This window comes from Streptomyces sp. NPDC013157, from assembly GCF_042899865.1.
Classification (GTDB): domain Bacteria; phylum Actinomycetota; class Actinomycetes; order Streptomycetales; family Streptomycetaceae; genus Streptomyces.
Genome location: NZ_JBIBAK010000007.1, coordinates 36,875 through 49,003, shown reverse-complemented (window position 1 = coordinate 49,003; position 12,129 = coordinate 36,875). Strand labels below are relative to the sequence as shown.

The window sequence follows — 12,129 nt, the reverse complement described above, 5'->3', positions numbered from 1 at the left end:
AGTTCCCACCGAGCCGCCGGCGGAGGAGCCTCTCCCGAAGAACATCGACGGCAGCGCTTCGCTCGTCATTTCCGGCGCTCATCTGTGTTGCTCCTCCTGCCACCGCTGGCACAGCAAAACCCGATGTGGAAAATTGATCACTTCAGCTCGACCGGCGTGTTCGCGACCGGGAGTTCAGTGCGCGGCCCGCTCCTCCATGCGCCGACGCAGGCTGAGCGGACGCATGTCGGTCCACACCTCGTCGATGTGCGCCAGGCATGCGGCGCGCGATCCTGTGGTGCCCTCGGCGCGCCAGCCGGCCGGCAGTTCCCGGTCGGCCCACCAGATGGAGTACTGCTCCTCGTCGTTGATCACGACGTGGTAGGTCTGGTCGTCGTCCCGCTCATCGGCCATCGGAGATCCTCACGTGAGAGACGGAGATGCCGCATTCCTCGAATGCGCTGCGATCAACGTCCCGAGCCTCGTCGCGGACCCGATACTTCGGCTATAGCCAAGCTATGCGAGCGCTCCGGCCCGGGAGCCGGCTGTTGCCGAACTCCCGGGCCGGAGCGCTTGGTTCACCCCCCGTTCAGGGGTGAGGTGGGGCAGTACGTCCCGTCTGCCACGGGGGATTGGCTAGACAGGACGTACTGGTTCGGGGGTCTGCGCCTCGGCGGATGTCGCCGCGGAGCCTTCGCGGCTGCCGTACTTGCCGGGCCGGGGCGACCAGGCGCGGTCGCCGAGCAGGGTCATGGCGGCGGGCAGGAGCACACCGCGGACGACGGTGGCGTCCACGAGGATGGCGACCGCCATGCCGACGCCCATCATCTTGTACTCGATGGCGGAGAGACTGACGAAGACCGTGAACACACCGATCATGATCACGGCCGCGCTGCTCACCACACCCGCGCTGCTGCTGATTCCGCCGATGACCGCGGCACGCGCGTCGGCACCGCCCACCCAGCGCTCCTTGATCCGGCTGAGGATGAAGATGTGGTAGTCCATGCTCAGCCCGAAGAGGATGACGAACATGAACAGCGGCAGCCAGGCGACCACACCGCCATAGGAGGTGAAGCCGAGCAGCGACCCCAGATGCCCGTCCTGGAACACCCAGGTGAGGACGCCGTAGGCCGCGCCGATCGAGAGCAGGTTGAGCAGGATCGACACCAGCGGGATCGCCCAGGAGCGGAAGGCCATCACCATCAGGACGAAGGCGAGGGCGAGAATGAAGACGAAGATCACCGGAGCGCGGCCGTTGAGCTGGTGGGCGAAGTCGTACGGCGTCGCCGTCTTGCCGCCGACCGCGTAGTCGATGCCCTGCACCTTGCCGAGAGTAGCGGGCAGCACCTTGTCCCTCAGCTTCTCCAGGGACGCGTTGGAGGTGTCGTCGGTGCCCTTGCCGACGAGGGGTACGCGCACCACCACCACGTCGCCGACGGAAACCCAGGTGATCGGCTCGGCGATCCCGTTGCCCGGCGTGGCGGCCTCCTCGTGCAGGGCGGCGACGGCCGTACGCAGGGCGGGGGTGTCGGCGCTCGAGCCGTCGTCGGCGGCGATCGCCACCCGGGCCGGGCTCGCGGCACCCGGGAACGCGTCGTTCATGCGTACCGCGGCGTCCACCTGGGCGACGCTGCGCGGCAGACTGTCGGTCGTGGCCGGGTCCTGGAGCCGCATCCCGAAGGCGGGCAGCGCCACGAGCAGCAGGACCAGGGCGGCGACGCCCCCTGTCAGCGCGGGGCGCCGCACCACGGTGCGGGCCACCGAGGACCAGATGCGCGACTCGCGCGCCACGGTCCTGCGCCGGCCGAGCCAGGGGATGCGGGCCCTGTCGATCCGGTGCCCCAGGGCGGCGAGCGTCGCGGGCAGCACGGTGACGGAGCCGAGCACCGTCATGCCCACGACGATCACGGTGCCGGCGGTCAGGCCCTTGAAGACGTCGAGTCCGGAGAACAGCAGGCCGAGCACGCACACCATCACGGTGAGGCCCGAGACCACCACGGCGCGGCCCGAGGTGCGGGCCGTGATCGCGAGCGCGTCCCGGGTGTCACGTCCCGCCAGCCGTTCCTCCCGCTCCCTGCGCAGGTAGAACAGCGAGTAGTCGATGCCGACCGCCATGCCGATGAGCAGCACGATGGAGGAGGCGGCGCTGTTGACCGGCACGAAGTGCCCGACGGTCTGCAGCAGTCCGAAGGTGCCGATCACCGCGGTCGCGGAGAGCAGAAGGGGAATACCGGCGGCGATCAGCGAGCCGAACACGACGAGCAGGATCACCAGGGTGAGGGGCAGCGAGGTGACCTCGGACTTCTTGAAGTCGTCCTTGATCGCGTCGTCGACCACGGCGTTCAGGCTGCGGTCGCCGGCCGGCACGATCCGCAGGTCCGGGTTGCTGTCCTGCACTTCCTTCAGCAGGCTGACGACCTTGGCGTAGTACGCCTTCTGCTTCTCCAGTGGTCCGCCGAGTTCGAAGGTCACCAGGCCGGACCGGCCGTCGTCGGACAGCCATCGCTCGCCGTGGGCGCCGAGCGGCGAGCCGATGTCCCGCACCCCGGCGTCCGCGCCGCGCAGCTTGGACACCAGGTCCTTGGCAGCGCCCTGCAGCCGGCTGCTCTCGGTGAACTTGGGACCGTCGGCCTCGCGCGACTGGAACAGCACGTTCTCGCGGATCGAGTCACCGCTGTCCTCGGTGCGCACGATCTGCTGGGCCCGGCCCGCCTCACCGGGATCGGTGGACCGGGCGTCGGAGCCGCTGAGCAGCGCGCTGGAGAGGATGGCGACGATCACCAGCGCGAGCCAGCCCGCAATGGCGAGGCCCTTGTGCCGGACCGACCATCCGGCGACGGACTCCACGACCCCGCGGGCGGGGCCCACCGGGTCCAGGGCCCGCGGTGCGTCCGGCCTCTCTTCTTCTGCGGGCAGCCCGCGGTCTGACTTGCCTTTGCGCAGCATGAGCTGCTCTCCTTACACGTGGAGGAGCGTATCCAGGGAAAACTCGCCCAGTGGCGAGGGACATGCCTTCCGAACACTGGGCCGCCGAGTTGCACCTCGGCGGTCCAGTCGGCGTCTACTCGACTTCTTTGAGGATCCGCTCCAGCGACGCCATGCGGCCGTCCATGTCGGCCAGACGGCGTTCCGTCTCCTGCTGGGCGGCGAGCGACTGCTCGGCCAGCTTGCGGTACTCCTCTTCGCGGGCCAGCACGGCCTTCGCGCGCCAGTTGGCGCCGAACTGCCAGATGATCACCGTGAGCACCACGGTGATCAGCAGGAAGACGCCGATGACGCCGAACACTTCCTGCCAGTCGGTACCGGTGTGGTAGTCGGTGGCCTTCATCAGACAGTCCCCTCCCCGTCCCCACGGGTCGTCTCGACACCGGTCAGCTCCGGTACCACGGCCGCGATCGCCTCCGGCGTCAGGTGCACCGAGAACCGTGTCACCTCGTAGAACTTCATCGCTTTCCCATCAGGTGAGATCTCCAGCTGCGCCGACACCAATCCTGCGGCCTCCAGCTTCTTCAGGTGGACCTGGAGAAGCGCGCGGCTGATCCCCATGTCCCGAGCCAACTGGCTCACGTACTTTCGCCCGCCGGCCAGCATCGCCACCACCCGCAGACGGTGTGGGTTGGCCAGCGTCGCCAGCGTCAGCACCAACTCGTCTCCGCTTGGCAGAGGCGCCTTCATAGCAACACCCAGCACATGCCAAGAAACGTTAGCAGGTACCAATCAGAGTTGCCACATGCCAGGCAGAGACTCAGCCTGCCTGATCACCACGGGCCGGACGCGCCCGGCATCCTGGGCCAGTGCCCCGACCAGCCCGGGCCCCAGGGCCAGGTCCCGCACGTACCAACGCCCGGCGAGGCCCGGTTCGCCGTACCCGACGGTCACGGGCCCGGCATCGGCCGGCCGGGTCTCCAGATCCCGGAGCTCCGCGACCATGCCGACACCGCAGGCCTTGAGCACCGCCTCCTTGCGGGTCCAGGCCCGGTAGAACAGCTCCTGACGCCGCTCGGGCAGGTCCGCGCGCCGCATGAGGTCGAGTTCGTCGTCGGTCAACGCCACCTCGGCCACCTGGTCGGGGGCGCACCGCTCGATGTCGACCCCCACCTGCTCACCCGCCGTCACGGCGAGCAGCCAGTGCGGCCCCGATCTGGAAAGGCTGAAGTCGAGCGCGGTAACCGGGTGTTCGATCCGGGGGCGGCCGTGCCCGGGATCGGCGCAGCGGGGACAGGCGTGCCGGCCGAACCGGACGTCCGCGGGCGACACCCCGAGATAGCAGGAACCGAGCACGCGCCGGACGGCCGCGTGCACGCCCGCGTAGTGCGTCGCACGGAGATCGGATGCCCGGCCGGCCAGGCGCAGTTCGTCGTCGCCGAGGACGAGGAGGTCGGACGGCAGGGTCTGGTCCCCCACCCGGCCGTGCCAGACGTGGATGGCCCCTGTCTCGCGGAAGCGTCCACTGGTCTCGGTCATTCCGGGGATCTCCTTGCTCACGGGCCGGGCCAACAAGCTCCGATACTCGCGGCGCCCCCTATACAGGCCGCATATCCGGCCGCCGTATAGGGGCTGTATAGCCTCCCCTCGAACCCTGAGGAGGCCCGCCACAGAGCCGAGGAGCTGCTCGTGTCCGCACCCGATCCGGTGACCGGCCTTCTGATCTCCGTCCCCACAGTGATCGTCGCCTGTCTGGCCGGATCCGCCCTGGCCCGCCGGATCGGTCAGCCACCGGTGGTCGGCGAGATCGCCGCCGGCATCCTGCTCGGCCCGTCCCTGCTCGGCATGGTGTGGCCCGCGGGACAGACCTGGCTGATACCGCCGGCCTCGGTCCCGTACCTGGGAGCACTCGGTCAACTGGGACTGCTGGTCTTCATGTTCCTCATCGGCCTGGAAATGGATCTGGGGCTCGTGCGCGGTCTGGGGCGTACGGCGCTCGTCGTGAGCCAGGCCGGCATCGTCCTGCCGCTGCTTCTCGGGATGGCCCTCGCGAGCGGCATGTACGCGTACCTGGCTCCCGACGGCGTCGAACGACTGCCCTTCGTGCTGTTCATCGCCGTGGCGCTGAGCATCACCGCGTTCCCCGTACTGGCCCGCATACTCACCGACCGCGGGATGTACCACACCTCGCTCGGCGCCCTGGCGATGGCCTCCGCGGCTGTCAACGACGCCTTGGCCTGGTGCCTGCTCGCGATCGTCGTCACCGTCTCGCACAGCGGTTCCGCCCTCGACCCGGCCCGGACCGTAGCGGCATCGGGCCTGTTCCTCGCGGCCATGCTCTACTTGGTGCGGCCCGCTCTCGCCCGCTGGACGCCGGGTGAGGGGCCGGTGGCGAAAAACGATGCGAGCCGTCCCGTCCCGAACGCACCGGACACCGGGCAGGACTGGCTGGTCCTCCTCGCCGTGTTCAGCGGCATCTGCCTGTCCTCCTTCACCACCGACCGCATCGGGCTGCACGCGCTGTTCGGCGCGTTCCTCTTCGGCCTGGTGGTGCCCCGCCGGTCCCTCGCAGTCAAACGCGTCGCCACGCGGCTACGCACGGTCGTCGTCCCGTTGCTGCTGCCGCTCTTCTTCGCCAACACCGGCCTGAGCACGGACATCGGTATGCTCGACGACGACCCGGCCCTGTGGCTCTGGGCCGTCGTCGTCCTCGCCGTCGCCATTCTGGGAAAGTGGGGCGGCAGCACCCTGGCGGCCCGCGTCTGCGGGCAGAATTGGCGGGAGGCCCTGTCGCTGGGCGCGCTGATGAACTGCCGCGGCCTGACCGAACTGGTCATTCTGAACGTCGGCCTTGAACTCGGTGTGATCGGGCGGGACTTGTTCACCATGCTGGTCCTGATGGCTCTGGTCACGACGGCGCTCACCACACCGGCCCTGAATCGGCTGCGTCGGCGCGACGACGCGTCCGGCTTCCTTCCCGAACCGGCGCTCCGGCAGGACGCGGCCGCTCAAAGCGACCGGGCATGAGCCCTACCCGTCCGCCTCGTCCCCCGTCGGGTTGTCGTCCTGCACTGCCGCACGGATGATGTCGGCGTTCAGATAGAGGCCGAAAGGCACCAGTTCCCAGTATTTCAGCGGTGTCCCGTCCTCGCCCAGCTCCAGAGCGCCCACCACCAGGCCCGCCTTCTCCAGCCGTTCCAGGTGCATGTACAGCAGCGGCCGGGACATGCCCAGACGGCGGGCCAGCTCGCTCACGTACACTCTGCCTTCGGCAAGCTCGGCCATCACCCTCAGGCGCTGCGGATGACCCAAAGCAGCAAGTAACGCCAGAAGCTCCTCGCTGTCCATGGCTCACCCCTGTCCGGCCGAAACATGAGGAGACTTGCCTACGATCTTTGCGGTTGTCAAATGATCAGGAAGAAGGTCGCACGGGCCGTCCCCATATGGGAGAAACACTCCTCGTCGGGTCCTTCCGACGGGAGCAGTTGCCGGGACGGCACCAGGACAGCGCTCATAGCCGCAGCTCAACTGGCTTTGACGGTATGGCAGTCGGCGACGGGGATCGCACAGAACCTCAGGCCGGCCTCCGCGTGGGAGGCGTTCTCGCAGAAGGAAGGAGCCTGTGAAGGAGAAGTTCGCACTTCTCCTTCACAGGCTCCCTGTGTTTCCGTTGTGCTCGGGCTGCTCAGGAACCCGGCGCCAGCGTCGCGGCGAACGTCGGCGTGGCGAAGAGCTGCGCGTACGAACCCGCGGCCCACAGAGTGCCATCGGGGGCGCCGGAGAGTTCGTACACGTTCGTGACGTAGTAGCCGGTGGTTTCGGGCACACGGGTCACCTGTTCCCAGGCGGTACCCGTCCAGCGCAGGATGCCCGAGTGGCTGTTGGCGCTGCCCAGCCCGAGCCCGGCGTACAGCTTCCCGCCGGCCCAGGTCAGTTCACGGATCGCGTAGGCACCCGACACCGACACGTCGGCTCCGCCGGTCCAGGCGGAGCCGGTCCAGCGCAACACCTTGGTGCCCGCCGCGGCCCAGACCTCGCCGGAGGGGCCGGCCGTGATCTCCTCGATCCCGACAGTGCCGGTCGGAACGGCCACCTCCTTCCACGACGTGCCGTCGTAGTGGGTGACATAGCCGCGGCAGTTGCTCCCGCCCACGGCCGTGCACGTCTCACCGGCGGCCCAGATGTCGCTCGCCGACTTCACGTACACGGAGGTGAGTTCGGTCTGGCTGCCGGTGGTCGGGGTGACCTTGGTGACCTGCCAGCCGCTTCCGGTCCAATGGCCGATCGTGCCCGGGAGCGAGGAGGCGGACGACGAGCGGGTGGTGCCGACTGCCCAGACGTCGTTGGCGGAGACGGCCTTGATGTCCAAGAACCGCACCGTCGTGTCGGTGGGCGAGCGCTGCTCCCAGGCGGTGCCGTTCCAGTGGTTGCCCACGGTGGCCGCGGCCGCGGTCTGGCCGACCACCCAGAAGTCGTTCGCGGAGGTGGCCGTCCAGACGTCGTCGTCGTTCGTCTCCACGGTCTGGCTGGAGATGGCCGGCAGTAACGTCCAGGTCGTGCCGTTGCGCTGCCAGTACCGGGCGACCTCGCCGCTGCCGGCGTCGCCGCCTGGATAGGAGCCGCTGCGGGCGAACACGGTGTCGCCACCGTTCGCGAGGAAGGCGTCGAACCAGCGGCTGCTGTCCGGGTCGGCAACCGCCGTCCAGTTGTCTGCCGCCGCTGCGGGACCCTCCGCGAAGCCGATGACCACGCCGATCGCCGCCAGAACGACGGATGCCCCGCGGAGCCGGGCTCGGATACCCCTCGCCTGACCGGACTTTCGTGCGAACACTGTTCTTCCTCTCCCTGGGAAACCGAGGGACGACGCGCGGGCAATGCCTGACGCGCCCCGTCTCAGGCGAGTGTCGAGACAACCACTACGTCCGAGCTATACACACTGATCAGCGCTGTTGGACGCTTCCGGCCACCGAGGCGACAGGCATGGCCGAATCCGTCGCGCAGGGAAGCCACAGGCCCGTGGGGATACTCGGCATCCGGTCCGCGAAAAGTCCACGGCCTGCCACAGATCGATTCCGAACATGACAAATCCGCAGGTCAACACAGTGACCAAAGACGGCAGACAGGTCCGTCAAGTACAAGGAGACGGCGCGGGGCGGGCCGGGGGTGAACGTCATCGAGTGCTGAGGTGCCGGGGCCGGCCGACGGGTTCGCGCTCTCTTCTGCGCTGCCGGGGGTTCCTGCCCCGGTGGCGGGATACGTCCCCCGTCGGTGGTCAAGGCTCTGGGGCAGGCTGCCGGTTCCTGCGGGAGGGGGGACGCGTGACGGTGTCGCCGGGGGTGGAATTCGAGATCATGGTGGCCGGCGGGCTGGAGATCGCCTCGACGCCGCCGTACTGGCTGCTCGACGGCCCCGGTACCGGCCAGTTGGCGGCCGCCTGCGTCCAGGGTGCCACCGGCATCGTCGCGCTGGTCGATCGAACACGCGTGTTTGAGCCGGATCCCCACCCGCGTGTTTTCGGGGACCGGGGCTCACCGACCGCCTGCGGGCACGCTTCCCGGGCCGCGAAGCATGGCCGAATCGCCGCGAGCGGATACGCAAGCGGCCCATGGGACCGATGAGGAGGGTCGAAGCGTTACGCGGTCGCTCGTGGCCGCCGGTCAGCCCGCCGTCAGCCACGCGCGCGTGCCGAACGAGGCGCAGGCGCGGGAGGCCACCGCCGCGGCGCGCGCCAGGGCGTCGGCGAAGGACGGCCCGTCGAGGCGGTCGTGGGCGCTCAGGTGATAGGCGAGGGCACCGTGCAGGACGTCACCCGCGCCCAGCGTGTCCACCACGCGGGTCTCGGGAACGCCGACGAGGCCACCGGCACCGGGGCCCGCCCACACGATCGGCGCCCCGCCGCCGGTGACCGCCGCCCAGGTCACGCCGTGGTCCCGGAGGAACTCCAGGGTCTCGGCGGGCGTGGCGGTACCGGGCGGGTGGAAGTCCGCCGAGCACACGGCGACGTCGGTCGACGCCAGCAGCCTCTCGGTGCCGTCCTTCCAGCTGCCCGCGTCGAGGACGGTGCGGCGGCCGGCCGAGCGGGCGGCGTGCGCGACGTCGACGGCCAGGTCCATGTGATGCCCGTCGGACTCGGCGATGTCGCACGACTCCACCAGTTCCACCAGCCACTCCGGGTCGGCCGGGGCCCGCAGCCGGTGGCCGGTCGCGTTGGTGGAGGCGACCGCGCGCTCCCCGGTCGACGCGGTCACCAGGACCGAGGACACCGCGGGCGGCTCCACGCGGCCGGCGGCGAGGTCCGCGACACGCACGCCGAGCGCGTCGAGGTCCGCCCGGACGCCGAGTGCCAGCGGATGGGAGCCGAGGCCCGTGAGCAGCCGGGGCAGGCCGCCCAGCCGGCCGAAGGCCACCGCCGCGCCCGTGGCCGGACCGCCCGCGGCCACCACCTGGTCACGGGCCGTCAGCTTCTCGTCCGGCCCCGGCACATGGTCCACCAGCTGGATGACGTCCAGGGTGCACAGCCCCACGAAGAGGCCCGCAGGCCGCCGCCCCACCGGACCCGTCCCCACCAGCGCCTCCTCCGGCCTCGGCATGCGGTCAGCGTACGTGCGGCCTCCCGGGTCCTGAGGGAGTTGCGGGAGTTCCGGAGGCCGAAGTTCCCCCAGGGGCTACCGCTCAGTAACCACTTCCTTCTACGCTGCCGCCAACTCACCACCAACCCAAGGGAGTTGGGTCATGCGTGTACTGAGACGGCTGGCGGCGGTCGTGGGTGCCGGGGCCCTGTTCGTGATGGCGGGCTCCGCCGCGCACGCGGACACGGACCTGAACGCGGCGAAGTTCTCCGAGACCACCTCCGTCGGCACGCACAACGCGTACGAGAAGGACAAGTACACCTACTGGGCGCAGGCCATGGACTCCGGGGCCTCGCTGCTGGAGCTGGACGTGTACGTCGACAGCATCAGCAAGCGGTGGCGGGTCAGTCACAGCAACCCGTGGGGCAACGACAACAACTGCGAACACGCCAACACGCCGAGCCAGTTGTACAGCCAGAGCACCAGCCAGGACCTCGGCAGCTGCCTCGACAACATGGCGGCCTGGGAGCAGTTGCACCCGGACCACGCGCCCGTCGTCGTCAAGGTCGAGATGAAGGTCGGGTTCAACCAGACCATCGGCCTCGGCCCCGGCGCGTTCGACACCCTCGTCTCGCAGAAGCTCGGCAGCAGCGTGTACAAGCCGGCCGACCTGCTCGGCTCCTCGTACTCCAGCCTCGACGCCGCCGCCAAGGCCAACGCCTGGCCCACCCGTGACCAGCTCAAGGGCAAGTTCATCTTCGAACTGATCCCGGGCACGGTGGAGGAGGCCAACCCGTTCGACCACTACTGGACGGACGAGGAGTACGGCGACCACCTGCGGGACCTGTACGCGGCCGGGAACATCTCCCAGGCCCAGGCCTTCCCCGCCGTCCTGGGCGCCGCGAACGGGGATCCCCGGACCAGCAGGTACGACGCCTCGATCCAGCCCTGGTTCGTCTTCTTCGACGGCGACGCGGCGACGTACGTGAACAACGGCTACGACACGTCGTTCTACGCCACGAACCACTACATCCTGATCATGACGGACGCCTACAACGTCTCACCGGCGATCTCCTCGACCGCTCCGACGGACGCGGAAGCGGCCGCCCGGCTGGCGCTGCTCGCCGCCGACCACGCCAGCATCATCACCTCCGACTGGTCGACGAAGTCGGCGGCCGTGCTCGGCGAAGTGGCGGCCCGCGGCTGACAATTCACGCGCCCTCGCGGATCCCTCTCGGCGTGTCGGGGCATACGACATACGCAGTTGCAATTCGTGTCACCCCACTGGCACTCAGGGAGCCACCGCACATGCTGCACGGAATCGACGTGAGCGCGTACCAGTCGTCTGCCTACGACACGGACGGCCTCTCCTTCGTCTTCATCAAGGCGACGGAGGGGCGTTCGTACGTCAACCCCAAGCTCGCCGCCCAGACCAAGACCGGCCGCGACGCCGGACTGGTCGTCGGCTACTACCACTTCCTCTGGCCCGGCAACCTCACCGCCCAGGCCGAGTACTTCGTCCAGCACGCCCCCGAGAAGGCGGGCGAGATCCTCGCCGTCGACTGGGAGACCACCGGCGACGGCACCCGTGCCAGCAACGCCGAGAAGGACTCCTTCATCCGCAAGGTGAAGGCGCTCAGGCCCAGCCACCGGGTCGTGCTCTACACCAACCGGAATTTCTGGCTGACCATCGACACCACGTCGTACGCCGGCGACGGCCTCTGGATCGCCGACTACGTCAGCGCCGGCCACCCCCGCATCAAGGCCGACTGGCGCTTCCACCAGTACACCAGCGACCCCCACGACAAGGACGTGGCGGACTTCGCCAGCAAGGCCGCCCTCAAGGCCTGGGCGTCGAAGGAGGACTGAGCGGCGCCGCCCGTCCGGGGCGGCGGGACCGGGCTCCCCGGTTCGATCCCACCGCCGGCCGCTCCGCGGGCCCGCGGAGCCGTCAGCCCCGGAAGTTCTCCTGGCGCTCCGGGGACGCCTCCGCCAGGGCCTTGCGTACGCCCTCCACACCCGCGCGCAGGCCGTACACCGGGGTGCCCGGCTGCTGGCGCCAGGAGTCGTCGATGCCGCCGTTGTCGACCGTGTCGAAGCCGAGCTCGTCGATCAGGGCCCGGACGACCCGCTTGGCGGCCTCGTCGTCGCCGGAGACCGGGACGGCCTGGCGCTCGGGGTCTCCGGCGGGGCGACCGCGGTCCAGGATGTCCTGGGCGAAGGTGCCGTTGAAGACCTTGATCACGGGGTGGCCGATCTGCCGCTCGGTCCAGCGGCTCTCCGTGATGCCCTCGTCCTCGATGCCGGCGATCCGGCCGTCCCGTTCCCGCGGGTAGTAGTTGCCGGTGTCGATCACGGCGACGTCGTCCGCGGCGCCGTCCAGGAGCCCGGACGGCAGGTCCGGGACCGCCTTCACCGGGACCGTGACCACCACGACCTCCGCACCCCGCGCGGCCTCCTCGGCCCGTACCGCCGTCGCCCCCGTCTCCTCGGCCAGGGCGGCGAGCGTCTCGGGGCCCCGCGAGTTCGCCACGGACACGTCGTGCCTGAGGGCGGTCAGCCGCCGGGTGAGGTTGCCGCCGATGTTCCCTGCGCCGATGATGCCGATCTTCATGACACGCCTTTCGAAGGTCCATGCACTTGCATACATGTGCTG

13 protein-coding genes are annotated in these 12,129 nt (G+C 69.5%); 4 read left to right on the top strand and 9 right to left on the bottom strand.

What is annotated here, in order from left to right; all coding sequences use genetic code 11:
* Nucleotides 1–174 precede the first annotated feature (174 nt).
* The 5 genes from ACFY6U_RS21780 to ACFY6U_RS21760 all read right to left on the bottom strand — a co-directional run bounded on the left by ACFY6U_RS21780 (nt 175) and on the right by ACFY6U_RS21760 (nt 4,443).
* Nucleotides 175–393 (bottom strand): MbtH family protein, encoded by a 219-nt coding sequence (locus ACFY6U_RS21780; RefSeq protein ID WP_390040553.1) that lies wholly within the window; start codon nt 391–393, stop codon nt 175–177.
* 222 nt (nt 394–615) lie between these two features.
* Nucleotides 616–2,925: an MMPL family transporter gene (locus tag ACFY6U_RS21775; protein ID WP_390040551.1), complete on the bottom strand. Its 2,310-nt coding sequence runs from the start codon at nt 2,923–2,925 to the stop codon at nt 616–618.
* Nucleotides 2,926–3,040: 115 nt separating this feature from the next.
* Complete coding sequence (locus ACFY6U_RS21770; protein WP_390040549.1) at nt 3,041–3,307, bottom strand: hypothetical protein; 267 nt, start codon at nt 3,305–3,307, stop codon at nt 3,041–3,043.
* Nucleotides 3,307–3,621: an ArsR/SmtB family transcription factor gene (locus ACFY6U_RS21765; protein WP_390041112.1), complete on the bottom strand. Its 315-nt coding sequence runs from the start codon at nt 3,619–3,621 to the stop codon at nt 3,307–3,309. Before ACFY6U_RS21765 ends, ACFY6U_RS21770 begins: the two co-directional genes overlap by 1 nt.
* Before the next feature lie 75 nt (nt 3,622–3,696).
* Complete coding sequence (locus ACFY6U_RS21760) at nt 3,697–4,443, bottom strand: 4'-phosphopantetheinyl transferase family protein (protein ID WP_390040547.1); 747 nt, start codon at nt 4,441–4,443, stop codon at nt 3,697–3,699.
* Nucleotides 4,444–4,593: 150 nt separating this feature from the next.
* Between ACFY6U_RS21760 and ACFY6U_RS21755 the strand changes: the two genes are divergently transcribed.
* Nucleotides 4,594–5,931 (top strand): cation:proton antiporter, encoded by a 1,338-nt coding sequence (locus ACFY6U_RS21755; RefSeq protein ID WP_390040545.1) that lies wholly within the window; start codon nt 4,594–4,596, stop codon nt 5,929–5,931.
* Between the two features lie 3 nt (nt 5,932–5,934).
* Here ACFY6U_RS21755 and ACFY6U_RS21750 read toward each other — a convergent pair whose 3' ends face one another.
* Together ACFY6U_RS21750 and ACFY6U_RS21745 are read right to left on the bottom strand one after the other, a co-directional pair.
* A complete protein-coding gene (locus ACFY6U_RS21750) occupies nt 5,935–6,252 on the bottom strand; it encodes an ArsR/SmtB family transcription factor (protein WP_390040543.1) in 318 nt (105 codons plus the stop codon).
* A gap of 337 nt (nt 6,253–6,589) precedes the next feature.
* Nucleotides 6,590–7,735: a hypothetical protein gene (locus tag ACFY6U_RS21745; protein WP_390040541.1), complete on the bottom strand. Its 1,146-nt coding sequence runs from the start codon at nt 7,733–7,735 to the stop codon at nt 6,590–6,592.
* A 487-nt stretch (nt 7,736–8,222) separates the two neighbouring features.
* Between ACFY6U_RS21745 and ACFY6U_RS21740 the strand changes: the two genes are divergently transcribed.
* Nucleotides 8,223–8,522, top strand: coding sequence for a hypothetical protein (locus tag ACFY6U_RS21740; RefSeq protein ID WP_390040539.1), 300 nt, complete (start codon nt 8,223–8,225; stop codon nt 8,520–8,522).
* A 39-nt stretch (nt 8,523–8,561) separates the two neighbouring features.
* Here the strand turns inward: ACFY6U_RS21740 and ACFY6U_RS21735 are convergent, their stop codons facing one another.
* Nucleotides 8,562–9,494, bottom strand: coding sequence for a PfkB family carbohydrate kinase (locus tag ACFY6U_RS21735; RefSeq protein ID WP_390040537.1), 933 nt, complete (start codon nt 9,492–9,494; stop codon nt 8,562–8,564).
* Between the two features lie 142 nt (nt 9,495–9,636).
* On the opposite strand from ACFY6U_RS21735, the gene ACFY6U_RS21730 reads away from it, so the two are divergent.
* Both ACFY6U_RS21730 and ACFY6U_RS21725 read left to right on the top strand, forming a co-directional pair.
* Nucleotides 9,637–10,680, top strand: coding sequence for a phosphatidylinositol-specific phospholipase C domain-containing protein (locus ACFY6U_RS21730; RefSeq protein ID WP_390040535.1), 1,044 nt, complete (start codon nt 9,637–9,639; stop codon nt 10,678–10,680).
* A gap of 101 nt (nt 10,681–10,781) precedes the next feature.
* The gene (locus ACFY6U_RS21725) at nt 10,782–11,342 is read left to right on the top strand and encodes a glycoside hydrolase family 25 protein (RefSeq protein ID WP_390040533.1); all 561 of its coding nucleotides are present in this window, start codon (nt 10,782–10,784) and stop codon (nt 11,340–11,342) included.
* A gap of 82 nt (nt 11,343–11,424) precedes the next feature.
* Here the strand turns inward: ACFY6U_RS21725 and ACFY6U_RS21720 are convergent, their stop codons facing one another.
* On the bottom strand, nt 11,425–12,123 hold the full coding sequence (locus ACFY6U_RS21720) for an NADPH-dependent F420 reductase (protein ID WP_390040531.1): 699 nt from the start codon (nt 12,121–12,123) through the stop codon (nt 11,425–11,427).
* Nucleotides 12,124–12,129: the final 6 nt, after the last annotated feature.